We start from the raw sequence: 24497 nt of genomic DNA on the forward strand, positions 1-24497 counted from the left end.
CCGTCACCACCGCCGCCCCACCGAGCCCGATGTTGTGCGCGAGCCCCACCAGCGCCCCCTCGACCTGCCGTGCCGCCGCCTCGCCGCGCAGCTGCCAGGTCAACTCGGCGACCTGCGCGATTCCGGTCGCGCCCAGCGGGTGACCCTTGGAGATGAGCCCCCCGGAGGGGTTCACCACCCACTGTCCGCCGTATGTCGTCGCACCGCTCTCGACCAGCTTTCCCGACTCGCCGGGCGCGCACATGCCGAGCGCCTCGTACGTCAGGAGTTCGTTCACGGAGAAGCAGTCGTGCAGCTCGACGACGTGCACGTCCTCGATGCCGAGCCCGGACGTCTCGTACACCCGGCGCGCCGCCTCCCGTGACATCGGCTGCCCGACGGCGTCGATGCACGACCCGGAGGCGAAGGACTCGCCGGTGTCGGTGGTCATGGCCTGGGCGGCGATCTCCACCGCGCGCTCCGCCAGGCCGTGCCGCTCCACGAACCGTTCGGAGACGACGACGGCCGCCGCCGCGCCGTCCGACGTCGGGGAGCACTGGAGCTTGGTGAGCGGGCGGTGGATCGTCTTGGCGGCGAGGATCTCGTCGACGGTGTACGCGTCCTGGAACTGGGCGTAGGGGTTGTTCGTGGAGTGCCGGTGGTTCTTGGCGCCGACCGCGGCGAGCTGCGCCTCGGTCGTGCCGTACTTCTCCATGTGTTCGCGGGCCGCGTTGCCGAAGATCTGCGCGGTGGGCGGGGTCATCTCGAAGCCGTGGCGGGCGGCCATGATCCCGTAGTGCCGGGCGACCGGTGACGTCTTGAAGTCTCCACCATCGCTGCCCCCGCCCAGCGCCCCGCGCGCCATCTTCTCGAAGCCGAGCGCGAGCACACAGTCGTTCAGGCCGCCCTCGACGAACTGGCGCGCCATCATCAGGGCGGTCGACCCGGTCGCGCAGTTGTTGTTGACGTTGTAGACGGGGACGCCCGTCAGACCGAGCTCGTAGGCGGCGCGCTGACCGGCCGTCGAGGCCTGGAAGCAGTAGCCGACGGGGACCTGCTCGACCTGGTCGTACGCGATTCCGGCGTCCTCCAGGGCGTTGGTGCCCGCCTCCTTCACCATGTCCCAGTACTGCCAGTCGCGCGTCTCGGGCTTCTCGAACTTCGTCATCCCGACGCCGACGATGTAGCTCTTCATGACGTTCGTACTCCTTCAGTCTCGGGGCAGGCCGAGGATCCGCTCGGCGACGACGTTGAGCTGGACCTGGGTGGTGCCGCCCGCGATCGTCAGGCAGCGCGACATCAGGAAGCCGTGCAGCGCCCGCTCCCCCGGTCCTTCGCGCACCGCGCCCGCCGCGCCGAGGAGTTCGAGGGCCAGCTCGGCGACCTTCTGCTGGTGCGGGGTCTGGACGAGTTTGCGTACGGCGGCGCCCGCGCCCGGCTCCGCGCCCGCCACCTGCCGGATGGTCGTGCGCAGTCCGATGCAGGCGAGGGCGTGCGCCTCGGCGGCGAGCGCCCCGATGCGGGCGCGGTGGGCGCCGTCGAGTTCGGCGGCGCGCGCGATGAGCGCCTCCAGGCCGGTGTCGAAGGTCAACTGGTCGGCCATGTGGACGCGTTCGTTGCCGAGGGTGTCGCGGGCGACGCGCCAGCCGTTGTCGATCTCCCCGACGACCGCTTCGTCGGGGAGGAAGACGTCGTCGAAGTACACCTCGTTGAAGAGGGAGTCCCCGGTGATCTCCTTGAGGGGCCGTACGTCGATGCCCGCGGCCTTCATGTCCACGAGGAAGTACGTCAGGCCCTTGTGCTTGGGCGCCGACGGGTTCGTGCGGGCGAGGAGGATCCCGTGGTCCGACCACTGGGCCGCGCTCGTCCACACCTTCTGGCCGTTGACGCGCCATCCTCCGTCGACGCGCTCGGCGCGCGTGCGCAGCGACGCGAGGTCGGAGCCCGCCTCCGGCTCGCTGAAGAGCTGGCACCAGAGCAGCTCGCCGCGCAGGGTGGGGGCCAGGAAGCGCTCCTGCTGTTCCTCGGTGCCGTACGCGATGAGGGAGGGGACCACCCAGGTCGCGATCCCGAGGTCGCCGAGCCTGATCCCCGCCGCCTTCATCTCCTCCTGGACGGCGAGTTGCCGCACGGGTCCGGCGCCCAGGCCGTGCGGCTCGGGGAGGTGCGGGGCGGCGTAGCCGGTGGGGGCGAGGGCCTTGCGGGCCGCGGCCGGGTCGAGTCCGCGGGCGGGGGCGAGCGCCGCGCGGGCCTGCTCGCGGTACGTTTCCGCCTCGTCCGGCAGCTCCAGGCGCAGTTCGCGGCGCGCGCCGCCCTCCGCGAGGCGCACGGCGCGCAGCCGGTGCGCGTCGCCCGCGCCGAGCAACTGCCGTGCCACGACCGCCCTGCGCAGATACAGATGGGCGTCGTGCTCCCAGGTGAAGCCGATGCCGCCGAGGATCTGCACGCAGTCCTTGGCGCAGGAGTACGCGGCGTCCAGGGCGGTGCCCGCGGCGAGCGCGGTGACCAGGCCGCGCACGTCGTCCGGCACGTCGTGGTCGTCCGCCGCGCGGGCCGCGTCCCACGCCAGCGCGCTCGCCTGCTCGACTCGGACGAGCATGTCGGCGCAGAGGTGCTTGACGCCCTGGAACTGCCCGATGGGCCGCCCGAACTGCTCGCGCACCTTGGCGTGTTCGGCCGCGGTGTGCAGCGCCCACGCGGCCGTGCCGCACGCGTCGGCGGCCAGCACGGCGGCGGCCAGGTCCCGGACGGTCGCGGAGTCCACGGCGAGCACGCGGTCGGCGGGGACGTGCGCGGCCCGTGCGTCCACTTCGGCGGTGGGCCGGGTGGGGTCGGCGCTGTCATGTGTACGTACGGTCAGCGGGGCAGTGACAGCGGCGGCGGTGGTGGCGTCGATAGCCAGCCACACCGGCCCCGCGGCCGATGCGGCGACCAGGATCAGCAGGTCCGCCTCGCCGCCGGAGAGGACGGGCGGCGACGCCCCGTCGAGCACGTATCCGTCGGGGACGGCGACGGCGGTGAGCGTGCCCGGGGCCAGGGCGACGGCGCCGATGCGGGCACCGCGGGCCAGGTCGGCGGCGAGCGCGGAGGCGCCCGCGCGGCGCAGCACCAGTGAGGCGAGGGAGCTCGCCGCGAACGGTCCGGGGAGCGCGGCCCGCGCCGCCTCCTCCAGGACCACGGCGAGGTCGAGGAGGTCGCCGCCCCCACCGCCGTACTCCTCGGGCAGGTGGACGCCGAGCAGCCCCTGCCCGGCGAGCCCGTCCCAGTGGCCGGGGCGGCCGCCGGGCGGTGGCCCGTCCAGGAGCTTGCGCGTCTCCTCGGGTGGCACGGCGCGCGCGATCCAGCCGCGGACCGCCGACGCCAACTCCCTTTGTTCCCGCGTGATTCCGATCCCCATGCGCATCCTCGCCGGTAGCAGCTGCCGGGACGGCGACAGAGTAGAACACGTTCCAATCTGACGGAAGGTCAGATGAGCATGGGATGGTCGACCCGCCGACGGCCCGCCCCGCGGTCCGGCTGATGACTCGGTTAACAAACGGTCAAGAATTCCCCTCGTACGACATCCGTCGGAATAGTCGCCCCGGGAAACAGGTTCGGCTTACACATACGTTCCCGCTCCCGCCGAGCCCGACCTTCCGCACCGGAGGCCCCAAGCAATGTCGATGTCGATGTCGACGAACCAACCACGTGGCATACGCGGGGTCGTCCCCGTGCTCGCCTTCTCCGGCATCGTCGTCGCGGTGATGCAGACCCTGCTCGTGCCGGTCATCAAGGACCTGCCGGAGCTGCTGAACACCTCGCCGTCGAACGCCACCTGGGTCATGACGTCGACCCTGCTCGCGGGCGCAGTCTCCACGCCGATCATGGGCCGTCTCGGCGACCTCTACGGCAAGCGGAAGATGCTGCTCACCAGCCTCGCGGTGATGGTCGTGGGCTCGCTGGTCTGCGGTTTCACCGACGATCTCATCGTCATGATCGTCGGCCGCGCGCTGCAGGGCTTCGCCATGGGCGCCATCCCGCTCGGCATCGGCCTGATGCGCGACGAGCTGCCCCGCGAGAAGCTCGGCTCCGCGATGGCCCTGATGAGCTCCTCCATCGGCGTCGGCGGCGGCCTCGCCCTGCCGGTCGCCGCGCTGACCGCACAGCACGCCGACTGGCACGCCCTGTTCTTCGGTGCCGCGGGCCTCGGCGTGGCCTCGATCCTGCTGACCCTCGTGTTCGTCCCCGAGAGCCCGGTCCGTGCCCAGGGCACCTTCGACGTGCTCGGCGCGCTCGGCCTCTCCGTCGGACTCGTCCTCTTCCTGCTGCCCATCACCAAGGGCAGCGACTGGGGCTGGAGCGCGCCCCTCACGCTCGGTCTCTTCGGCGCCTCGGCCGCCGTCCTCGTCCTGTGGGGCGTGATGGAGCTGCGCGTCAAGGCCCCACTGGTCGACCTGCGCACCACCGCCCGCCGCTCGGTGCTCTTCACCAACCTCGCCTCGATCATGGTCGGCGTCGCCTTCTACGCCGTCTCGCTCGTCCTGCCCCAGCTGCTGCAGCTGCCGACGGCGACCGGCTACGGCCTCGGCCAGTCGATGGTCGTGGCGGGCCTGTGCGTGATGCCGCTCGGCCTGACGATGATGTTCACCGCCCCCGTCTACGCCCGGCTGTCGGCGAAGTACGGCCCGAAGGTGACCCTGATCCTCGGCATGCTGATCATCGCGATCGGCTACGGCGCCGGGCTCGGCCTGATGAGCGCCGCCTGGCAGACCATCGTCATCTCGGTGCTCCTCGGCGCGGGCATCGGCCTCGCCTACTCCTCGCTGCCCGCACTCATCATCGGCTCGGTCGACCCGTCCGAGACGGGCGCGGCCAACGGCCTCAACACCCTGATGCGCTCCATCGGCACGTCGGTGTCGAGCGCCGTGATCGGCATGGTCCTCGCCAACACCGCGAACCACGTCGGGGGCGTCGCCGTGCCCACCATGCACGGCTTCCGCGTCTCGTTCCTGATCGCCGGCGGCGCGGTCGCCATCGGTCTGCTCTTCGCGCTCATGCTGCCCTCCGCCCGCCGCCCGGCCACCACGCAGCTGCGCGCCAGCAGCGAGGAGGACGCCAACCTGGAGCGCGCCGTCCAGGTGCTCGCGGGCTTCCACGGACAGGTGCGGGGCGCGGACGGGACGCCCGTCCCCCGCGCGAAGGTCACGCTGATCGACCGCAGCGGCCGTCAGGCGGGCGCGGCACTGACGGACGACGGCGGGCGGTACGAGCTGGCCGTGCCCGGCGACGGTTCGTACGTCCTGGCGGTGCGGGCCACCGGCCACGGCCCGCTGGCGTCGGCGGCGGCCCACCCCGGCCAGGACCGCCCCGTCGAGCTGGACCTTTCACTGCCGGGCAGCAGCGACGTACCGGCCTGAGGCAGGCCCTGGCCCGAGCCCGGGGCGCGCGCCGGAACCACCCACCCCCGTCACTCCGGTGACGGGGGTGCCGTGCATCATGGGCGGCCATACACGCGTACGACCCCATCCATACGCTCAAACGCCTGCCCGCACGCGTACGACCTGGAGGAACCCATGGCCGCCGTCGCCGAGCCCGAGCCGGATATTCTCGCCGCCTTCGAGGCCGCCAAGGGCTTCATGCCGCGCGACGAGGGGCTCGCGCTCTACGCGGCCGCGACGGAGGCCGCCGCGCTCGGCCTGCCGCTCCTGGAGGTCGGCACGTACTGCGGCCGCTCCACGATCCTGCTCGCCGACGCGGCCCGGCAGGCCGGGGTGACCGCCATCACCGTCGACCACCACCGCGGCAGCGAGGAGCAGCAGCCCGGCTGGGAGTACCACGACCCGGCGACGGTGGACCCCGAGGTCGGCCGGATGGACACGCTGCCCACCTTCCGCCGCACGCTGCACAAGGCGGGCCTGGAGGACCACGTGATCGCGGTCGTCGGACGCTCGCCGCAGGTGGCGAAGGCGTGGGGCGGCGCGCTCGGCCTGGTCTTCATCGACGGCGGCCACACGGACGAGCACGCCACGGCCGACTACGAGGGCTGGGCGCCGCACGTCGCCGAGGGCGGGCTGCTCGTCATCCACGACGTCTTTCCCGACCCGGTCGACATCATGACCGGGCAGGCGCCGTACCGCGTCTACCTCAGGGCTCTGGAGTCCGGCGCGTTCACGGAGGTCGCGGTGGCGGACTCGCTGCGCGTGCTGCGGCGCACGGCCCCGGGTATCTGACGCCAACAGGAGCGGGGGGCCCGACCTCGCGGATAGGCTCGCCCTCGTGTCGTACGTAGGTCCGGAATTCGATCCCTCCCAGCCGCCCAGGCGCCGCATCGGCCGTCCGCTGACCGTGGCCGCCGCCGCGCTGGTGCCGACCTGTCTGGCGGGCTGGCTCGTCTACCAGGCCACGAGCGGGCCCGACGGGAACGAACCGGCGAGATCGCTGCCCGCCTCGGCGAGCGCGTCCGCCGGACAGGACGCGTCGCCCGGCTCCGCCACGCCCTCCCCATCCGGAAGCAAAGCCTCCGATCAGGGCGAGGAAAAGAACAAGGGCGACAAGGACGGCAAGGGCGGGGACGCCGACGACAACGATTCGGCCACGAAGCCGCCCGGCGGTGTCCCGGCCGCGAGCGGCCCCCTCAAGGGCAAGGTCGTCGTGATCGACCCCGGCCACAACCCCGGCAACTTCCGCCACGCGTCGGAGATCAACCGCCAGGTCGACATCGGCACGAACCGCAAGGAGTGCGACACGACGGGCACGTCCACCAACCACGGCTACACCGAGGCGAAGTTCACCCTGGACGTCTCGCACCGGCTGCGGACGCTGCTCCAAAAGCAGGGCGCCACGGTCAAGTTCACGCAGGACGGCGACCGCCCGTGGGGCCCCTGCGTCGACGAGCGGGCCCAGATCGGCAACAAGGCGCACGCCGACGCGGTGGTCTCCATCCACGCCGACGGCTCGGGCGCGGGCAACCGCGGCTATCACGTGATCATGCCGGGGAAGGTGCGGTCCGGTTCGGCCGACACCTCGGCGATCGTCGCGCCCTCCAAGGAGCTGGGCGAGCGCATCGCCGGAGAGTTCGTGAGCGCGACGGGCAGCGCCCCCTCGAACTACATCGGCGGCGGCACCGGCCTCGACACCCGCACGGACCTCGGCGGCCTCAACCTCTCCACCGTCCCCAAGGTGTTCATCGAGTGCGGGAACATGCGGGACGCCAAGGACGAGGCCCTGCTGACGAGCGGTACGTGGCGCCAGAAGGCGGCGCAGGGGATTTCCGAGGGAATCACGGGGTTCCTGCGGAAGCAGAGGTGAACGTCTTCGCGATGAAGCGTGGACGTCTTTATCCCGAGCAGACACCCCGCGCGTACTGACGATATTGTCCTCCCTACGATGAGGGGCCACCCCCGCGCTTCGCGCACCGCGACACGACCGCGACTACAGCGACAGCGACGCCTCCACTGACGAGACGACTGACGAAGGACCCTGAAGTGAATTTCCGCTCCCTCACTCGAGGCGACGGCGTGGTGATCGGAGCAGCGGTGTTGCTCTTCATCGCTTCGTTCCTCGACACCCTCGACATCGAAGGCGCCCCCAGTGACAAGCTGCCGAACGCCTGGGAAAACGGCAACCTGCTGCTGAGCGTGTACCTGCTCGGCATCATCGGTGCGGCTCTCATCGTCGTCGGCCGCGCGCTGCCGCAGCAGCGCAAGGTCGCGGGCCTCGACCTCGGCCAGCTCGGTGTGGCGTTCGCCATCGCCGCCGCCTGGAGCTCGCTCGGTGCGATCTTCGACACCGACCAGTCCTACGGCTTCTTCTTCGACAGCTCGCTCGGCCGCGGAGACTCCCCGGACGCCGGTGTCGGCCTCATCCTCGGTCTGATCGCCGCCCTGGCGCTCGCCGCCGGTGCGGTCGCCGGGCTGATCGTTCCTGCTCTGAAGGCCCCCCTCATGGGCGGCCCGAAGCCCATGGCCCCGCAGCCCTACGGCGGTCAGCCGCAGGGTGGGTACGGCTACCCGGGCGCCGGTGCCGGTCAGCCGCAGCCGGGTGCGCCCTACGGCGGCCAGCCGGGCCAGCCGCAGGGCCAGTCCTTCGGTGGCCAGCCGCAGGCCGGGCAGACCCCGCCGCCCGCGCAGGCGCAGCCCGCCGGTGACTTCTCGCCGTTCTGGTTCGCCGTGCCGGTGCCGCGTCCGCTGTACGCGGAGGACGGCTCGCCCACGCCGATCGCCGAGCTGGCTCCGGGTACCTGGTACCTGGCCGTCGAGCAGCGCGGTCCCGGCCTGGTGGCCCAGACGCAGGACGGCCGTCGCGGCGTGCTGCAGGACACCACGGGGATCCAGCGCGGCTGATCCCACGCAAGGCAGTACCGCGGCCCCTCGCCCTTCCGGGCGGGGGGCCGTTGTCGTACAGTCACCACCCGGCAGAAAACTGACGCACCGTCAGGAATGGTTCAGGCTGGACGGGGAGGACACATGCGGCTCGGGCTCGCACTCGGATACTGGGGGCGCGGCCCCGATCCCGGACACGTCGCCCTGGCCCAGGAGGCCGAGCGGCTCGGCTACGACTCCGTGTGGACCGCCGAGGCCTGGGGCTCGGACGCCTTCACCCCGCTGACCTGGATCGCCGCGCGAACCTCGCGGATCCGGCTGGGCACGGCCGTCGCGCAGATGGCGGCGCGCTCCCCCGTCACCACCGCCATGCACGCGCTCACCCTGGACCACCTCTCCGGCGGGCGGATGATGCTCGGCCTCGGGCTCTCGGGGCCGCAGGTGGTGGAGGGCTGGTACGGGCAGCCGTTCCCGAGGTCGCCGCTGACCGCGACCCGCGAGTACGTCGAGGTGATCCGGCAGGTCCTGCGGCGCGAGGGACCCGTGGAGCTGGCGGGCCGCTTCCACTCCCATCCGTACGACGGCGAGGACGGCACCGGACTCGGCAGGGCCCTCAAGCCGATCACCCATCCCCTCCGCGCCGACCTGCCGGTCCTGCTCGGCGCGGAGGGTCCGAAGAACATCGCGCAGACGACCCGGATCGCGGACGGCTGGCTGCCGCTGTACTGGTCGCCGCTGCGGACGGACGTGTACGAGGCGTCGCTCGCCGACGTGCCCGAGGGCTTCCTGATCGCCCCGATGGCCCGGGCCAAGGTGTGCGACGACGTCGCCGAGGGCCTGCTCCCCGTGAAGGCCATGCTCGGCTTCTACATCGGCGGGATGGGGCACTCCGCCCGCAACTTCCACGCCGACCTGATGGCGCGCATGGGGTACGAGGCCGAGGCCCGGCACATCCAGGAGCTGTTCCTCGCGGGGCGCAGGGAGGAGGCGGTCCTCGCGGTGCCCGACGCCTTCGCCGACGAGATCTCGCTGGTCGGGCCGCGGGCGCGGATCGCGGAGCGGCTGGAGCTGTGGCGCAAGGGTCCGGTGACGGACCTGCTGGTGCTCGCCCCGGACCCGCACACGCTGCGGGTCCTGGCCGAGCTCAACTCCTAGCCCTTCGTCAGGTCTCCCGCCGACGGCACCTTGTCCTTCACCTCGGCGCCCGCGCTGCTGCCCGCGCCCTTGATGTCCTTGATGATGCCGTCGAAGGAGTTCACCACCGAGTCCGTGCCCTCGCCCTTGCGGAGCTTGGACGGCAGGTCCTTCAGGGCGTCGATGCCGGAGGTCAGCGGGGCGACCGCCTTGGAGAGGGTCGGGTCGCCCTTCGCGTTCTTCGTCGCGGCCTTCAGCCTGTTGTACGTGAACGCGCCCGCGAGACCCGCCTTGATGAGGGCGAACTTCCGGCCGCCCGCGCCCTTCTTGAACTTGCCCGCGCGGTACGGCTTCACGATCCACTGGTACGTCGCCCCGGCGGCGAGGCCCGCGTTGGCGACGAAGCGGGTCTTGGCGAACTTCTGCTTCTCGGCGCTGCTGCTGGTGGACGGCGCCGCCGCGGAGGCGGTGCTCTCACCGCTGCCGCCACAGGCCGTCGCGCCGGCCAGCAGGGTGCCGCAGAGCGTGAGGGAGACCGCGGCGCGGCGGACGGGTACGGGGCTGGGCACGACGGGGGCCTCCAGACGGGAGCTGAGCGGCCCGTGGGAGAGCGCGGACCTCTCCGCAGCCTCGCCCCGGCCGCCACGCCACGCCACCGGGGCTCCCCCGTACGGGTTTCAACGGGGCTCTCCCTGGTATCCGGTCTCCATGTCTCCCACGCGGAACTCCCACGGCAGCACCGCGGCACGGATCATAGTGATCGTCGCCGACGTCATGGCCGCCATCCTCGGCCTGTGGATCCTGATGTACCTGCTGGACGCGAACCGCGCCAACGACCTGGTCCAGTTCATCCACGACGCGGCCCGGTGGCTGGCGGGCTGGTCCCACGACCTGTTCACGTTCGACGAGGACTGGGCCCGGGTCGTCGCGGGCTACGGCCTCGCGGCCGTCGTCTACCTGTTCATCGGCCACGCCGTCGCGGGGCGGCTGCGCCGCTACTGAGGCGGTGCGCAGCGGTTACCGGGGCGGTGCGCAGCAGTCCGGGTCCAGGCCCCGGGGCAGCCGCTCGCCCGAGAAGACCGCGCAGGTCGCCTCGTCCCCGCCCAGCGCGGCCACGGCGAGCAGGAGCGAGCCCGCCGTCCAGGTGGTGAGCTCCTCGGGCCAGATCGCCTTGTCGTCGAAGACATAGCCCGTCCAGTACAGGCCCGACTCCGGGTCGCGCAGGTGCTGGATGGACTGCAGGATGTCCAGGGCGCGGTCGGACTCCCCCAACACCCAGAGGGCGAGGGCGAGTTCGGCGCTCTCGCCGCCGGTGACCCAGGGGTTGGGCACCACGCAGCGCACCCCGAGGCCGGGCACGACGAAGCGCTCCCAGCCCTCCTCTATACGGGACTTGGCGGCCACACCGGTCAGCGCGCCGCCCAGGACCGGGTAGTACCAGTCCATCGAGTAGCGGTCCTTGTCGAGGAAGCGCTCGGGGTGGTGGCGGATCGCGTGCGCGAGGGCGCCCGCGGCCAACTCCCAGTCGGGCTGCGGCTCTTCGCGCTGCTCGGCGATGGCGAGGGCGCAGCGCAGTGCCTGGTGGATGGAGGAGGAGCCGGTCAGGAGCGCGTCGGTCACCGGGGTGCCGTCCGGCTCCCGCTTCCAGCCGATCTGCCCGCCCGGCTGCTGGAGCCCGAGCACGAACTCGACGGCGGCGGCCACGGCGGGCCACATGCGGTCCAGGAACGCCTCGTCGCCGGTCGAGAGGTAGTGGTGCCAGACGCCGACCGCGAGGTAGGCGCAGAAGTTGGTCTCGCGGCCGCGGTCGGTGACGTCGTGCGGATCCCCGTCGGCGTACGCCGCGTACCAGGAGCCGTCTGGGTTCTGGTGGCGCACGAGCCAGTCGTAGGCACGCTCGGCGGCCGCGTGCTCGCCCGCCGCGTCCAGCGCCATGGCGGCCTCGGTGTGGTCCCACGGGTCCAGGTGGTGTCCGCGGAACCACGGGATGGCGCCGTCCTCGCGCTGCACGGCGAGGATGCCGCGCACCGTCGCCACGGCCTGATCGGCCGTCAGGACGCCGGGCAGGACGAGGTGTTCGGTCCGCTCCGGGCTCGTCACTTGGCGGCCGCCGCGGCGTCGACGTCGGTTTCGGCGGTGGTCTTCGGGAGGTGCGGCTTGGTCGCGTACGCCACGAAGCTCTTGCCGACGACGGGGTTGAGCAGCTGCTCGGCGACGCGCGTCGCGAGGGGCTTCTTCATGATGTCCCAGACGAGCAGCTTGTGGTACGCCCGCACGGGCAGCGCCTTGTCGTTGTCGACGCCGAACGCGCACTTGAGCCACCAGTACGGGGCGTGCAGCGCGTGCGCGTGGTGCGTGCCGTACGGCTTGAGGCCGGACTCCCGCATCCGGCCGAGGAGTTCGTCCGCCTTGTAGATGCGGATGTGGCCGCCCTCGACCTCGTGGTAGGCGTCCGAGAGGGCCCAGCAGACCTTCTCCGGGCCGTACCGCGGGACCGTGACCGCTATGCGGCCGCCCGGCTTGAGGACGCGCACCATCTCGGCGAGGACGCCCTTGTCGTCGGGGATGTGCTCCATGACCTCGGAGATGATCACGACGTCGAACGACTCGTCGGGGAAGGGGAGGTTGAGCGCGTCGCCCTCCATCGCGGTGGCCGTGGCGCCCGCCGGTGCCTCACCGGCCTCCTTCATCGCGGCGAACCACTTGGCGACCTCGCGGATCTCCTCGGCGTTCTGGTCGAGGGCCACCACCTGCGCGCCGCGCCGGTAGCACTCGAAGGCGTGCCGGCCCGCGCCGCAGCCCAGGTCGAGGACGCGGTCGCCCGCGGCGAGCGGGAAGCGGGTGAAGTCGACGGTCAGCATCAGCGATGGCTCCCGGAGTGCGTCGAGTACGTCGTGGTGGCCGCGGCGCGGCCGGGGTGCGTGGCCGCGGAGCGGTCCATGGCCTCGCGGTAGCGGTCGGCCGTGCCCTTGGCGGCCTGGGCCCAGGTGAACTTGGCGAGGACGCGTGCGCGCCCCGCGGCGCCGAGCCTGGCCCGCAGCTCGCCGTCGCCGAGCAGCCGGTTCAGGCCGTGCGCCAGCGCCCCGGCATCGCCCGGCGGCACGGCGAGGCAGGTCTCCCCGTCGGGGCCCGCGACCTCCGGGATCGCGCCGCCGGTGGTCGCGAGGAGCGGGGTGCCGGTGGCCATCGCCTCCGCCGCGGGGAGCGAGAACCCCTCGTACAGCGAGGGGACGCAGGCGACCTGCGCCGAGCGGACGAGGTCGACGAGTTCGGCGTCGGTGATGCCCTTGACGAATTCGACAGCGCCTTCGAGGCCGTGGCGCTCGATGGCCTGGGCGACGGGGCCGTCCTCGGCGCGCTTGCCGACGACGACGAGGTGGGCGCCGGGGTGGTCGGCACGGACCTTGGCGAGCGCCTCGACGAGGTGGATCAGCCCCTTGAGGGGCACGTCGGCGCTGGAGGTGGTCACGATGCGGCCGGGCACTTCGGGGACGGCCGGGTCCGGCGAGAAGAGACCGGTGTCGGCGCCGATGTGGACGACCTTGATGCGGTCCGCGCGGACGCCGAGGTGGTCGACGATCTCCTGCCGGGACGTACCGGAGACGGTGAGGACCGAGGGGAGGCGGCGCGCGACGCGCTTCTGCATGCGGGTGAACGCGTACCAGCGGCGGACGGAGGCGCGGCGCTTCCAGTCCGGCGCGGCGTCCAGCTCCAGTTGCCGGTCGACGGTGATGGGGTGGTGGATCGTGGTGACGAGGGGCGCGCCGAGGTCGCCGAGCAGGCCGTACCCGAGGGTCTGGTTGTCGTGCACGACGTCGAACTCGCCCTGCCGGGCGCGCAGATGCCGCCGGGCCCGCAGGCTGAAGGTGACGGGCTCGGGGAAGCCGCCGGTCCACATCGTCGCCACTTCGAGGGCGTCGACCCAGTCGCGGTACTCGTCGCGCCGGGGCGTGCGGAAGGGGTCGGGCGAGCGGTAGAGGTCCAGGCTCGGCAGCTCGGTGAGCTTGAGGCCGTCGAGGCCCTCGTCGAGGACGGGGTAGGGCTGCGCGCCGATCACTTCGACGCTGTGGCCGAGCCGGGCGAGTTCGCGCGAGAGGTGGCGTACGTAGACACCCTGTCCCCCGCAGAACGGGTTCCCTTTGTACGTGAGGAGGGCGATGCGCAGCGGGCGCTCGCCGTCGCCGCCGGAGCCCTTTCGGGGGCCCGCTTCCATGGCCTCAGCGGTCACTCTCGGCCCCCTTCTCCCTGCAGTTCTCCGCGAGGTTACGCCGGGACGGTAATCTAGAACAAGTTTCAGACTTGATCGCTGAATGATCGCTGAACGAGCTTTGAATCTACCGGCAGGTAGGCGAGGTGTAAGGCCCGGATCAGGTGATTCGCGCCACGACGGGCTCCCTGCCATGCTGTGCGATCTCGCGAGGCGTATTCGGAGGGGCATCGACATGACAGCGGAAGTCAGGACGGCGAACCCCGCGGCGCCGCCCCTCACCGAGCGCCAGGAGGCGCGCCGCCGCCGCATCCTGCACGCCAGCGCGCAGCTGGCCAGCCGGGGCGGCTTCGACGCCGTACAGATGCGCGAGGTCGCCGAGGCCGCGGGGGTCGCCCTCGGCACGCTCTACCGCTACTTCCCCTCCAAGGTCCATCTGCTGGTCGCCACCATGCAGGACCAGCTGCAGCACATGCACACGACGATCCGCAAGCGCCCGCCGGCCGGTGAGACGCCCGCCGAGCGGGTCGCCGAGACCCTGATGAGGGCCTTCCGCGCGCTGCAGCGCGAGCCGCACCTGGCGGACGCGATGGTGCGGGCGCTGACCTTCGCGGACCGCTCGGTGAGCCCCGAGGTCGACACGGTGTCCCGGCTGACGACGGCGATCATCCTGGACGCGATGGGACTTGCGGAGACGCCGACCGCGCAGCAGCTGTCCGCGGTGCGGGTCATCGAGCACACCTGGCACTCGGCGCTGATCACCTGGCTGTCGGGGCGCGCCTCCATCGCCCAGGTGAAGATCGACATCGAGACGGTGTGCCGCCTCATCGACCTCACCGCGGAGCCGCACGCATAGCCTGCCGACGGCGTTCTGCCCATAAGTCGTCCGTCACCCGTCCGACGCACAGGGGGCGCACAGTCGTACGGCAAATGCGCCCCTGCCCTCCCCCTTGGCCAGTTCTCAGTGTCACGACCGGGGTACTCACCGCTATGAATGGTCTGCGTGCTTGAACGGAGCAACCGGGGCGGGAAGCTGGAGGGGCAGAGCGTGATCCGGGTTCTACTCGTGCACGACGCCTGTCTGTTGAGAATGGCTCTGGCGGAGCAACTCGCCCGCGAGCCGGATCTGGAGGTGTTCCACGCGCCGTGGTCTCACGCACGCGGGCGGCAACGGAGCGTACGACCGGACTTGTGTGTGGTGGACCTCGATGACGAGGCGACCTACGCACTGGCGCCGCTCGGCGAACTGACCGGGCCGTCGGCGCTGGGCAGGGGTTGCCGGGTGCTGGTGCTCGCCACCGCCAACCGGCCGGGACAGTTACGAAGGGCGGCGGAGGCGGACGCACTCGGTTATGTGAACAAGGCGAGTCCGCTGGAACGGCTGCTCGCGGGGATCAGGCAGGTGGCGGCGGGCCGGCGGTTCGTCGACGAATCGCTGGGGTTCGGCTTTCTCAAGGCCGCGCAGATGCCGCTCACCCGGCGCGAGTTGAGCGTGCTCTCACTCGCCGCCGGCGGCGCGTCGGTCGCCGAGATCGCGAACAGCCTCCATCTGTCCAACGGCACGGTGCGCAACTACATGGCCGCGATCACCCGGAAGACCGGGGCGCGGAACAGGATCGACGCGATAAGGATCTCGCAGGGCGAGGGATGGGTGTGAACCCCATTCCCCCGCGCCGTTGAGGTCCCGGTAGAGGGGAGAACGCTCCAGCAGCTCGTCGTGCCGGCCGCACAGGGCGTTCGCCCCGTCCATCACCAGGATGCGGTCGGCCCGGCGGGCCGAGCTGATGCGGTGCGCGATCACCACCAGAGTGCCGCCCGGGCGGGCGGCGAAGGCCCGCTCGGCGCGGGACTCCGCGACCGGGTCGAGGTGGCAGGTCGCCTCGTCGAGGATCGCGAGCGGGGCGCACGAGAGATAGGCGCGGGTCAGCGCGATCAACTGCCGTTCCCCGGCCGACAGTTCGTCGGGCGCCAGCTCCGCGTCCGGTCCGCCGAGCCGCTCGACGAGCGGGGCCAGACCGACGACGTCGGCGGCGGCGAGCATCTCCCGCTCGGGGACGGGGTCCTCCCGCAGATGGCTCAGGTTGTCGCGGAGCGTCCCGGTGAAGACGTACGCCTCCTGAGGGATCAGCACGCGCCGCCCCACGGCACCCTCGCCCCGCACGGGAAGTCCGTAGACACGCACGTCTCCCTCGTCCGGTTCGAGCAGTCCCGCGACGATTCCGGCCATCGTGGACTTGCCGATACCGCTCGGTCCGACGACGGCGAGGTGCTCGCCCCGGGCGAGGGTGAGGTCCAGGTCATTCAGGACGGGCTCGGCGTGGGGACCGTAGGCGAAGGTGAGCGAGGTGAGACGGAGGGCGGGGGCGGGCGCGTCACCCTGGGAGACCTCAGAGGCCAAAGAGACCTCATGTGCCACAGAGGCCGCAGAGATCTCCGAGCCCCCGGAGCCCTCGGCCGTCTCCGGCGGGTCCCACGTGAGGCGCCGCAGGACGATCGCCAGGCGGGAGCCGCTCGTGCCCAGGCCGTGGACCAGGTTGTGAAGGGCGGGGAGCAGCGCCTGGGTGACGTAGGCCAGAGCGCCCACCAGGGCACCCGGCGTCACTCCGTTGTCCAGGAGCCAGGGGCCCGTGGCGAGGAGCAGGACCAGCGGGAGCTGGCCGCCGGTCGCCAGGGCCACCGTGCGCAGGATGCCCCAGCGGGCGAGCGCGCCCGCCGCCGCGTACTCCGCGGCGACACCCCGGTCCAGGTCCTCGGCCACGCCCTGCTCCGCTCCTGCCGCCGCGACGTCCCGCAACCCCGGGCACACGACGCCCAGTTGACCGGCCAGCTCCTCGTCCGCGACCAGGAACTCCTCCTGCCTGCGGGCCAGCGGCCGCAGCGTCGCCACGAACAGGACGATCCCGGCGAGCAGCGGCGGCGCGACCACCAGGAGCAGGAGCGGGTCCAGCGAGAACAGTCCGATCAGCGCGCCCGCCGCCGTGAAGACGAAGGAGCGGGACACCATCACCAGACCCGCGAAGGTGTCCCTCGCGATCTCCACCTGCTGGGTGAGCCGGGACACGGCGGCGCCGTCCGCCTCGCGCAGGCCGCGCCCGACGACCTGCCGCACCAGCGAGTCCCGCATCGGCTCCACCAGGTCGGCGACCGCGCGGTAGACCTGCCCCGTGCCGTACGCGGCGATCACCACGCCGAGTGCGGCCGCGCCCAGCCAGCCGAGGCCGACCGCCTCGTCCCCGTCGAGGAACCCGTCGTCCAGGGCGTGCGCGAGGGCGTACCCGGTGAGGAACGTCTGCCCGGTCTCCAGCACCGACCAGAGCACGAGCCGCAGCACCACGGGCCACCGGCGCCGCAGGAAGCGGACGCCCCTGCGGTACGGGCCGGGCTTGGCGGAAGGCCGCGCGCCGGAAGGCTTCACGCGCCGAACACCTCCCGGTACTCCGGCCGCTCCCACAGCTCCGCATGCGTGCCCACCGCCCGGATCCGGCCTTCGTGCAGCCAGGCCACCGCGTCCGCGCGGGCCGCCGTCGCCGCACGGTGGGCGATGATCAGCCGACTGCGGTGCGGGGTGTGGCGGAGCAGGGCCTCGGCGATGTGGTGCTCCGTCACCGTGTCCAGGCTCGACATGGCGTCGTCGAGGATCAGGAGCCGTCCGCCGCGTGCGAACGCCCGTGCCAGGCCGAGGCGTTGGGCCTCGCCTCCGGAGAGGGGGGCTTCGGCGCAGCGGGTGGCGTAGCCGTCGGGGAGGCGGGTGATGAAGGTGTCGGCGCGGGCGGCGCGGGCCGCGTCACGGACGCGTTCCGGTGTGGGGCGCGGGGCGCCGAAGCCGATCGTGCCCTCCAGGGTCCGGCCGAGCAGCGCGGGCCGTTCGAAGGCGTAGCCGACCTCGCGGCGCAGTTCCTCGCGGCTGAGCGAGTCCAGTGGGACGCCGTCGAGGCGTACGACTCCTTCGTCGGGGTCGGCGAGCCGTCCGGCGAGGGAGGCGAGCAGGGACTTGCCCGCGCCGGACCGGCCGACCACGGCGACCGTGCCGCCCGCGGGCACCGTCAGGTCGACGCCGTCGAGCACGGTGCGTCCGCCGCGGCTCACCCTGACCCCACGCAGCTCCAGCAGGCCGCCCGTGGGCGGGAGCCCGGCCGTGCCGTGTTCGGTCCCGGGCTCCGCGAGCACCTCGCCGAGGCGCCGTGCCGCGGCCCTCGCCCGCACCAGGCCGCCGAGCTGTCCGACGAGCATGCCGACGCCGGTGGCGAGTACCGCGTACCGGGACGCGGCCAGCAGGTCGCCGACGCTGATGCGCTCCTGGAGCACCAGGTGGCCCGCCACCGCGGCGACCGCGATCTGCAGCAGCGGCGCGACGGCGACGGCCTGCGCCTGGGAGCGGCCCTGGACCCGCCACATCCGGTGTCCCTGGCGGGCGAGTTCGGGCAGCGTCCGCAGGACCCGCGCCGCCTCCTTGTCCTCGGTGTGCGCCGCCGCGATGGTCCGCGCCCCGCCGATCGCCTCGCCGAGGCGGCCCGCGATGTCCCCCTGTACGTGCTGGTAGCGGGCCACGCAGTCGGAGGAGACGCGGACGAACGCCCGCAGCAGCAGGAAGAGGACGGGGGCTCCCACGACGAAGACCACGGCGAGCCAGCCGTCGATGAGGGCGAGGGCGATCACGGCGCCGACGGGTGTGACCAGGGCGGCGAGGAGCGCGGCGGAGGTGGCGGGCGCGATGCCCGCGTGTGCCGCGTTGTCGATGAGGCGCGCGACCAGGTCGCCGGGGGCGAAGCGTGCGGTGGTGCGGGGTCCGACGGCGAGTACGTGGCGTACGACGCGGCCGCGCAGCCAGGCCGTGGTGCGGGCGTTGGTGGTGCCGGTGAGGACGCCGTCGACGGCGTCGAGGAGGGCGCTCGCGCCGATCAGTGCGGCGCAGGCGAGGATCCAGCGGGTCGCGTCGGTGTCGCCGCGGCCGGTCAGCTGACCGGTGAGGACGGCGTCCAGGGCGTGGCCGATCGCGAACGGCAGGAGCAGGGTGGCGCCCGATGCCGCGACGGCACAGAGGGCGAGGACCGCACAGCGGGCGGCGCTGTACCGGGTCGCCGCGCCCAGCAGGCGGGTGCCGGCCGCGGATGGCCGCGGGTGCTGCGGACGAGTGGTCGTCGTCGCCATGCGCTCCGGATCTCCGTCGCTCGGTGTGTGGGCCCGGGCGGACCCTCTTCGGGGTGCCGCCCGGGCCTGCGAAGCCGTGCCGCTCAGCTGCGGTCAGGCATCAGAGACACAGAACGACGCTCGCGTCGCTCCAGCAGAGGAGCAGGCTGGCCAGGCTGCCGCCGCCACCGTGGCCGCCACCCGTCATCTCGTCGGATTCCATGCTCTGCAGGTCGAGGAGTGCCATGAAACTTCCCTCTCTCTTGGGGGAGTTGACTTGCCTTTATGGGGTTGTGTCACGACCCCGCCGTGAGGCGGGACCGGCTCTGGGGCCGCCGCAGGGGCGGCAGGAAGGGGACGTGCGCTCCGCCGTCGCCGAGCGCTCCGGCGATTGCGAGGAGGCAGCCCGCCGTCCCGGTGTGGAGATCCATGGACAGGCGCAGCATCTGGTGCCCTGGGAAGGCGAGCTGGCCCGCGTGCGACATGGCGAACCAGCCGAGTTCCTCGATCTGCTCCGCGATGTCCTCGGGCGTGATGCCCGGGGCGGTGCTGCGGTTCATGTGGGCCAGCAGGCCGGCCCGGCCCTGGAACAGGCTCGGCTGCACGCAGAAGCGGGAGCGCGCGGCGGCCAGGATGCCGGGGCGTGCCGCCTCGAAGTCGGCGTCGTCGCGGTGTTCGAGGTAGTCGTCGAGGACCATGCCGATGCCGACGCTGCCCTCGCCGAGGTAGGGCATGGTGCGCCAGCCCTCGTTGACCGCGAGGCTGCCGTCGCGTTCCTGGGTGACGCACTGGGCGAGGTCCGTGCGCAGGGCGCGGGCCGCCAGGTCGAGGAGCGCGGGGTCGCCGGTCCGCTCGTGGAGGCGCAGGAAGAACAGGGCGGGTCCGGTGGCACCGCGCAGCAGTCCTGCCCGGCGCCGGCCGACCTTGGGGGCGCGTTCCGTGTCCTCGGCGGTGAGGCGTTCGGCGAGGAGTTCGGCCGCCCGCTCCGCGTGGCGGGCGAGGTCGCTCTCGCCCGTGCTCCGTGCGAGGGCGTCGAGGGCGAGGCCCAGTCCGGCGAGGCCGCCGTACAGGTCGGAGGGGAGCCGCTCCCAGTTCTCGGCCAGGACGAGGCCGATGAGGTCGAGGGCGCGGGTGCGGTGGCCGAGCCGGTCCAGTACGTGGGCGATCCCCGCGAGTCCGTCGTGCAGGCCCAGTGGGGTGCCGAGCGGGGTCGGTGCGGTGTGCGCGAGGAGCCAGCGCTCGCCCTCCTCGTAGCGTTCGGCGCCGCTCTCGGCGAGTGCGAGCAGCACACCGGCCGCGCCGTGCGCGATGCCGAGTCCGCCGCCGTCGGAGAACTGCGCGATGTCGCCGGGGAAGAGCCGGTCGTCGCGCTCGGGGGTGGCCGAGGCGAGGATGGCCTTGACCATCGAGTCGCGGCTGTAGGGCCAGTCGGCGGGGTCGACCAGGGGTGCGGTCGCCCCTGCCGTGCGCCGGGTGGCGCCGGTCCGGTCCCCCTTCGGGACTCCCTCTCCGAGGGCCTCCGTCTCTCCCGCGCGGACCGGCGCCGGCTTGTTCCCCCCGGCCCGGCCTCGCGGGCCGTGTTCGATCTCCGCCACCGCTTCGGCCAGGAACTCCTCCGGTACGTCGGGGAATTCGGCGGCGATCACCTGGGCGAAGTGTGCGGCCTTGGCCCGGTCGATGGAGAGCAGCGAGGTGATCGGCAGGAAGAGGGCGAGGCGCAGGCAGGCGAGGGCGTACCGGTCGATGTCGGTGCCGGTGCGGTCGGGCGGTGCGAGGAAGCCGGGGTGCGCGACGACCTGGCGGCCCCGGTCGCCCACGGCCGTCGCCGCCTCGAAGTCGAGGAGGGAGACGGACCGTTCGTCGGGCGCGACCATGATGTTGAAGAGGTGCAGGTCGTTGAAGACGACGCCCCGCTCGTGCACGGCGGTGACGGCTTCCTCGACGGCGCGGTGCATGCGCAGCGCCCAGGCCGTGTACTCGGAGATGGCCGCGGCGTCGGGTTCGCTGGTGCAGAGCGGGTGCCGGTGGGCGAAGAACGAGTTGAGGGTGGAGCCTTCGAGGAAGTCCATGACGAGGAAGCGGTGGCCGTCGAGGAGGAACCAGTCGCGCACCTCGGGGGCCACGCCGAGTCCGGAGAGCTTCTCCAGGGCGTCCTTCTCGCGTTCGAGCCGGGCCACGGCGTCGGCGCCGTCGGAGGCGAGGCCCGCGTGCGGGCGGCCTTCCTTGAGGACGACCTTGCGGCCGTCGCGGGTGTCGGTACCCGCGTAGACACCGCCGCCGTTGGAGAAGTGCAGGGCCTTCTCGATGCGGTACGGCAGGTCGGAGACGGTGGTCTTGTTGCGGGCCGCGAGCGCCGGTTCCAGGAAGGGCGGCAGCGTCACCCACTCGGGCACCTTGAAGGCGGGATCGCGCGGGTCGGGCACGAGCTGCCCGTCGGCGTCCTCGATGGCGGGGACCATGGTGCCCTTGCCGTTGTCGCACATGCGCCGGGTGAAGGCGCCGTACCTGACGTACAGCGGGCCCTGCCGCCAGCGCAGGTCGGTGAGGATGTACGGGCCCTCGGTGCCCTCCAGCAGATCCCCGAGGTCGTGCAGGACCTCCTGCAGTTGTGCCTCGTCCGCGGGGTAGACGGTGACGGCCTTGCCGCTGTGGTCGCGGCCCGCGTACTTGCTGTTGCGCAGGTGCAGGAGGTGTCTGGCCGGTACGAACTTGAAGGGGATGCGGCGGGGCACGCAGTGGTCCCAGACGATCGACGCGACGCGGTCCGCGTTCTGCAGGGTCGCGGAGACGTGGATCTTCCAGCCCTGCTGCGGTGCGGGCAGCGCGGTCCCGTCGTCGCCCACGGGGACGAGGGAGAGCCAGTCGCCGACGCGCCCGGAGCGCCAGCCGGCGGGGACGGGGCGGCCCGCCACCGGGAACTCGGGAGCGCTCGAGGCGCCCTTGGACGACAGCCGGTCCGGGGTCTCGTAGAAGTGCCTGTCGGCCAGACAGTAGACCTCGTACCGCTTGTCCATGGTGTCCCCTCTCCGCTCGGCGTGGCAGAGAGATTTCCAGGGCGCAAAGGGGCGGAACAGTCACGTGTGTCATCAGAACGCCGTGCGAAACGCATGGGTAAAGTCCCGTTCGCTCATGTTCGAGAGCGGAGAACACTCACGGACGGGACAGCACGCGACGTCCTTGGGTCTGTCCGGCGGATCAGGGCGCGGGAGTGTGGCGTCCAGCCCTGTGGTGCCGGTGAGCGGGGTCTGGTGCGTGCGGCTGCGAGGCGGAGGAGGGCGGCAACGCGGCAGACGGGCGTGCCAGGGCCCGCGACCCACGACCCACGCCATGATCCGCCGGACAGGCCCTAGTCCTCCGGCGGAAACACGACCTCCCCGCCTTCCGCCAGCGTGATCGTGATCGCCTCGACCGGGCAGCCCTCCGCCGCCTCCAGGACCTTTTCGCCTGCGTCGGTCTCGGGCGCGGTGGGGTGCGACTGGCGGGCGGTGTCCAGCTCGAAGCGGCCGGGCGCGGTGAGCACGCACATCCCGGAGCCGATGCAGACGGACCGGTCGACCTCGACGTGCCAGCGGTCGCCCATCAGGCACCGGTCCCTTCGCCCGCCACGCCGCCGGGTGAGACGTACGTCGCCGGGAGGTGGATCATCTTGTGCTCGAAGTACTCGCCGTATCCCTCGGGGCCGAACTCGCGCCCGAGGCCGGAGTTCTTGTAGCCGCCGAAGGGGCCGAGCATGTCGAGGCTGAAGGTGTTCACGGAGTACGTTCCCGTGCGCACCCGGCGCGCGATGTCGATGCCGCGCTCGGTGTCGGCGGTCCAGACGCTGCCGCTGAGCCCGTAGTCGGAGTCGTTGGCGATCCGTACCGCCTCGTCCTCGTCGCCGTAGGGCAGCAGGCAGATGACGGGGCCGAAGATCTCCTCGCGGGCGATGCGCATCGAGTTGTCGACGCCGCCGAACAGCGTCGGCTCCACGTACCAGCCCTGGTCGAGGCCGGGCGGACGGCCGCCGCCCGCGAGGATCTTGGCGCCCTCCTCCTGGCCGATGCGGATGTAGTCGAGGGAGCGCTGCTGCTGCCGCTGGGCGACCAGCGGGCCGAGTTCGGTGGCGGGGTCGAGGGGGTCGCCGACCTTGAGGGCACCGGCCGCGGCGGAGAAGGCCTCGGCGAACTCGTCGTAGCGGGTGCGCGGCACGAGGATGCGGGTCTGGGCCACGCACGCCTGGCCGTTGATCATCCAGGCGAACGGGGTGATGCCCGCGACGGCGGTGGCCGCGTCGGCGTCCGGCAGGACGACCGCGGCCGACTTGCCGCCCAGCTCCAGCGTCACACGGGTGAGGTTGCGGGCGGCGACCTCCATGACGCGTTTGCCCGCGGCGACGGACCCGGTGAAGGACACCTTGTCGACGTCGGGGTGCCCGACGAGGTACTCGCTCACCTCGCGGTCCGCGCAGACGATGGAGAGCACCCCCTCGGGCAGGCCCGCCTCGGCCGCGAGCTCGGCGAGTATGTACGCGTCGAGAGGCGCCTCCGGGGAGGTCTTGAGGATCACCGGGCACCCGGCGAGCAGGGCGGGCGCCAGCTTGGCGGCGGCGGTGAACTGCGGGACGTTCCAGGGCACGACGGCCGCGACGACGCCCACCGGTTCGCGCCGGACGAGCAGCTTGCCGAGGACGCCGTCGCGCTCCTCCTCGTACCGGAAGTCGCGGGCGACGGTGATCGCGGCGTCCCACACCATCATCGCGGCGAGGGCCTGCACCATCACGCTGGAGGTGTAGGGGGTGCCGTTCTCGGTGCTGATGACGCGGGCGATCTCCTCGTGGCGCACCGCGAACCCGTCCTTGATCTTCGCGATGACCTCGATGCGCTCGTCCAGGGTCATGCGCGGCCAGGGACCGTGCTCGAAGGCCTTGCGGGCGGCGGCGACGGCGCGGTCCACGTCGGCGGGGGCGGCGTGCGGCACCCGGGCGAAGACCTCTCCGGTGTGCGGGGAGACGACGTCGATGACGTCCTTTCCGAGCGGGTCGACCAACTCCCCGCCGATGAACAGCTGTCCGTGTTCCACGAGCTCGGTCATGGCTGACTGCCTCCTGCGGAGCGTTTCCTGACACGGTTTCAGAACTGATACCAGTTCTAGTTCGTGGAGTCCACGGACGGAAGGGGCAACGCAGCCTCCAGACAGTCGACTTGGGCGACTATTGGAACTAGTTCTAGTTATAGTGATGGCACCCGGCGAACAGAGACGAGGCCCCATGACCCCGCAGGTGACGGACCCGCCGGTGATCGAGCACGGCGGCGGCGTCCGGAGCATCAAGGTCCCGATCCCCGACAACCCCCTCGGCTTCACCCTCGTCCACCTCCTGGACACCGACGCCGGACCGGTCCTCGTCGACACCGGCTGGGACGACCCGACGTCCTGGGACACCCTCGTCGCCGGACTCGCCGCGTGCGGCGTCGCGGTCGCCGACGTGCACGGCGTCGTCATCACGCACCACCACCCCGACCACCACGGCCTCTCCGCCAAGGTCCGGGACGCCTCCGGGGCGTGGCTCGCCATGCACGACGCCGACGCGTCCGTGGTCCGCCGCACCCGTTCGAACCCGCCGGACCGCTGGTACGCGTACCTGGTGGACAAGCTCACGGCCGCCGGAGCCCCCGCCGAGCACCTCGCCCCGCTGATCCGGGCCCGCGAAGAGGGCCGCCCCCGCAAGCTCCCCGGCCTCGCCCCCGCCCTCCCCGACCGCGGCATCACCCCCG

At 72.3% G+C, this 24497-nt stretch carries 20 protein-coding genes and 1 pseudogene; 9 read left to right on the forward strand and 12 right to left on the reverse strand.

The annotated features are described in order from the left end of the window. Both AOK03_RS17360 and AOK03_RS17365 read right to left on the reverse strand, forming a co-directional pair. Positions 1-1174 (reverse strand): lipid-transfer protein (locus AOK03_RS17360; protein ID WP_055566185.1); only part of this gene is annotated, 1174 nt, incomplete at its 3' end. Positions 1175-1189: 15 nt separating this feature from the next. After that, positions 1190-3376, reverse strand: a complete 2187-nt coding sequence (locus AOK03_RS17365; RefSeq protein ID WP_055566186.1) for an acyl-CoA dehydrogenase family protein — start codon at positions 3374-3376, stop codon at positions 1190-1192. Positions 3377-3641: 265 nt separating this feature from the next. Here AOK03_RS17365 and AOK03_RS17370 point away from each other — a divergent pair, with 265 nt between their 5' ends. From AOK03_RS17370 to AOK03_RS17390, 5 genes are all read left to right on the forward strand, one after another. Next, positions 3642-5375, forward strand: a complete 1734-nt coding sequence (locus tag AOK03_RS17370; protein WP_055566200.1) for an MFS transporter — start codon at positions 3642-3644, stop codon at positions 5373-5375. A 156-nt stretch (positions 5376-5531) separates the two neighbouring features. After that, entirely contained in the window at positions 5532-6188 is a 657-nt protein-coding gene (locus tag AOK03_RS17375; RefSeq protein ID WP_055566187.1) for a class I SAM-dependent methyltransferase, read from the forward strand. Positions 6189-6234: 46 nt separating this feature from the next. Next, positions 6235-7266 (forward strand): N-acetylmuramoyl-L-alanine amidase, encoded by a 1032-nt coding sequence (locus AOK03_RS17380; protein ID WP_055566188.1) that lies wholly within the window; start codon positions 6235-6237, stop codon positions 7264-7266. 176 nt (positions 7267-7442) lie between these two features. Continuing rightward, the gene (locus AOK03_RS17385) at positions 7443-8300 is read left to right on the forward strand and encodes a hypothetical protein (RefSeq protein ID WP_055566189.1); all 858 of its coding nucleotides are present in this window, start codon (positions 7443-7445) and stop codon (positions 8298-8300) included. Positions 8301-8423: 123 nt separating this feature from the next. Beyond that, the gene (locus tag AOK03_RS17390; RefSeq protein ID WP_055566190.1) at positions 8424-9434 is read left to right on the forward strand and encodes an LLM class F420-dependent oxidoreductase; all 1011 of its coding nucleotides are present in this window, start codon (positions 8424-8426) and stop codon (positions 9432-9434) included. Here the strand turns inward: AOK03_RS17390 and AOK03_RS17395 are convergent. Next, positions 9431-9982, reverse strand: coding sequence for a hypothetical protein (locus tag AOK03_RS17395; RefSeq protein WP_055566201.1), 552 nt, complete (start codon positions 9980-9982; stop codon positions 9431-9433). The genes AOK03_RS17390 and AOK03_RS17395 overlap by 4 nt on opposite strands. Before the next feature lie 139 nt (positions 9983-10121). Here AOK03_RS17395 and AOK03_RS17400 point away from each other — a divergent pair, with 139 nt between their 5' ends. After that, complete coding sequence (locus tag AOK03_RS17400) at positions 10122-10415, forward strand: hypothetical protein (protein WP_055566191.1); 294 nt, start codon at positions 10122-10124, stop codon at positions 10413-10415. 15 nt (positions 10416-10430) lie between these two features. On the opposite strand, the gene AOK03_RS17405 is transcribed toward AOK03_RS17400, so the two are convergent. The 3 genes from AOK03_RS17405 to AOK03_RS17415 are packed head-to-tail and all read right to left on the reverse strand — an operon-like array spanning position 10431 to position 13641. Next, a complete protein-coding gene (locus AOK03_RS17405) occupies positions 10431-11513 on the reverse strand; it encodes a prenyltransferase/squalene oxidase repeat-containing protein (RefSeq protein ID WP_055566192.1) in 1083 nt (360 codons plus the stop codon). Further along, positions 11510-12274: a class I SAM-dependent methyltransferase gene (locus tag AOK03_RS17410; protein ID WP_055566193.1), complete on the reverse strand. Its 765-nt coding sequence runs from the start codon at positions 12272-12274 to the stop codon at positions 11510-11512. The genes AOK03_RS17405 and AOK03_RS17410 overlap by 4 nt, the downstream gene beginning before the upstream one ends. Beyond that, on the reverse strand, positions 12274-13641 hold the full coding sequence (locus tag AOK03_RS17415; protein WP_055566194.1) for a glycosyltransferase family 4 protein: 1368 nt from the start codon (positions 13639-13641) through the stop codon (positions 12274-12276). The genes AOK03_RS17410 and AOK03_RS17415 overlap by 1 nt, the downstream gene beginning before the upstream one ends. A gap of 214 nt (positions 13642-13855) precedes the next feature. Here AOK03_RS17415 and AOK03_RS17420 point away from each other — a divergent pair, with 214 nt between their 5' ends. Both AOK03_RS17420 and AOK03_RS43460 read left to right on the forward strand, forming a co-directional pair. Next, a complete protein-coding gene (locus AOK03_RS17420; protein ID WP_055566195.1) occupies positions 13856-14476 on the forward strand; it encodes a TetR family transcriptional regulator in 621 nt (206 codons plus the stop codon). 234 nt (positions 14477-14710) lie between these two features. Further along, positions 14711-15193, forward strand: a pseudogene (locus tag AOK03_RS43460) (LuxR C-terminal-related transcriptional regulator); the annotation flags it as partial. Here the strand turns inward: AOK03_RS43460 and AOK03_RS45010 are convergent. From AOK03_RS45010 to AOK03_RS17445, 6 genes are all read right to left on the reverse strand, one after another. Beyond that, positions 15119-17035, reverse strand: a complete 1917-nt coding sequence (locus tag AOK03_RS45010; RefSeq protein WP_157868983.1) for an ATP-binding cassette domain-containing protein — start codon at positions 17033-17035, stop codon at positions 15119-15121. The pseudogene AOK03_RS43460 and the gene AOK03_RS45010 sit on opposite strands and share 75 nt — an antisense overlap. Further along, on the reverse strand, positions 17032-18768 hold the full coding sequence (locus AOK03_RS17430) for an ABC transporter ATP-binding protein (protein ID WP_055566196.1): 1737 nt from the start codon (positions 18766-18768) through the stop codon (positions 17032-17034). The genes AOK03_RS45010 and AOK03_RS17430 overlap by 4 nt, the downstream gene beginning before the upstream one ends. 100 nt (positions 18769-18868) lie before the next feature. Beyond that, positions 18869-18994 carry a SapB/AmfS family lanthipeptide gene (locus tag AOK03_RS40300; RefSeq protein WP_063792514.1) on the reverse strand — a complete coding sequence of 42 codons (126 nt, stop codon included), beginning with the start codon at positions 18992-18994 and terminating at the stop codon, positions 18869-18871. A 49-nt stretch (positions 18995-19043) separates the two neighbouring features. Next, positions 19044-21761, reverse strand: coding sequence for a class III lanthionine synthetase LanKC (lanKC, locus tag AOK03_RS17435; RefSeq protein ID WP_055566197.1), 2718 nt, complete (start codon positions 21759-21761; stop codon positions 19044-19046). Positions 21762-22093: 332 nt separating this feature from the next. Continuing rightward, on the reverse strand, positions 22094-22327 hold the full coding sequence (locus tag AOK03_RS17440) for a ferredoxin (RefSeq protein ID WP_055566198.1): 234 nt from the start codon (positions 22325-22327) through the stop codon (positions 22094-22096). Continuing rightward, positions 22327-23817, reverse strand: coding sequence for an aldehyde dehydrogenase (locus tag AOK03_RS17445; RefSeq protein ID WP_055566199.1), 1491 nt, complete (start codon positions 23815-23817; stop codon positions 22327-22329). The genes AOK03_RS17440 and AOK03_RS17445 overlap by 1 nt, the downstream gene beginning before the upstream one ends. Positions 23818-23992: 175 nt before the next feature. On the opposite strand from AOK03_RS17445, the gene AOK03_RS17450 reads away from it, so the two are divergent. Then, on the forward strand, positions 23993-24497 hold a 505-nt coding region (locus tag AOK03_RS17450), incomplete at its 3' end, for an MBL fold metallo-hydrolase (protein ID WP_157868984.1).

Origin of the sequence: Streptomyces atriruber (assembly GCF_001418325.1) — a bacterium.
Taxonomy (GTDB): domain Bacteria; phylum Actinomycetota; class Actinomycetes; order Streptomycetales; family Streptomycetaceae; genus Streptomyces; species Streptomyces atriruber.

What these genes read in the sequence shown, in the direction of transcription:
- AOK03_RS17440 (WP_055566198.1), bottom strand. Translation starts at nt 22,327, where the DNA reads ATGGGCGACCGCTGGCACGTCGAGGTCGACCGGTCCGTCTGCATCGGC.
- AOK03_RS17410 (WP_055566193.1), bottom strand. Translation starts at nt 12,274, where the DNA reads ATGCTGACCGTCGACTTCACCCGCTTCCCGCTCGCCGCGGGCGACCGC.
- AOK03_RS17400 (WP_055566191.1), top strand. Translation starts at nt 10,122, where the DNA reads ATGTCTCCCACGCGGAACTCCCACGGCAGCACCGCGGCACGGATCATA.
- AOK03_RS40300 (WP_063792514.1), bottom strand. Translation starts at nt 18,994, where the DNA reads ATGGCACTCCTCGACCTGCAGAGCATGGAATCCGACGAGATGACGGGT.
- AOK03_RS17375 (WP_055566187.1), top strand. Translation starts at nt 5,532, where the DNA reads ATGGCCGCCGTCGCCGAGCCCGAGCCGGATATTCTCGCCGCCTTCGAG.
- lanKC (WP_055566197.1), bottom strand. Translation starts at nt 21,761, where the DNA reads ATGGACAAGCGGTACGAGGTCTACTGTCTGGCCGACAGGCACTTCTAC.
- AOK03_RS17365 (WP_055566186.1), bottom strand. Translation starts at nt 3,376, where the DNA reads ATGGGGATCGGAATCACGCGGGAACAAAGGGAGTTGGCGTCGGCGGTC.
- AOK03_RS17390 (WP_055566190.1), top strand. Translation starts at nt 8,424, where the DNA reads ATGCGGCTCGGGCTCGCACTCGGATACTGGGGGCGCGGCCCCGATCCC.
- AOK03_RS17420 (WP_055566195.1), top strand. Translation starts at nt 13,856, where the DNA reads ATGACAGCGGAAGTCAGGACGGCGAACCCCGCGGCGCCGCCCCTCACC.
- AOK03_RS17430 (WP_055566196.1), bottom strand. Translation starts at nt 18,768, where the DNA reads ATGGCGACGACGACCACTCGTCCGCAGCACCCGCGGCCATCCGCGGCC.
- AOK03_RS17445 (WP_055566199.1), bottom strand. Translation starts at nt 23,817, where the DNA reads ATGACCGAGCTCGTGGAACACGGACAGCTGTTCATCGGCGGGGAGTTG.
- AOK03_RS17370 (WP_055566200.1), top strand. Translation starts at nt 3,642, where the DNA reads ATGTCGATGTCGACGAACCAACCACGTGGCATACGCGGGGTCGTCCCC.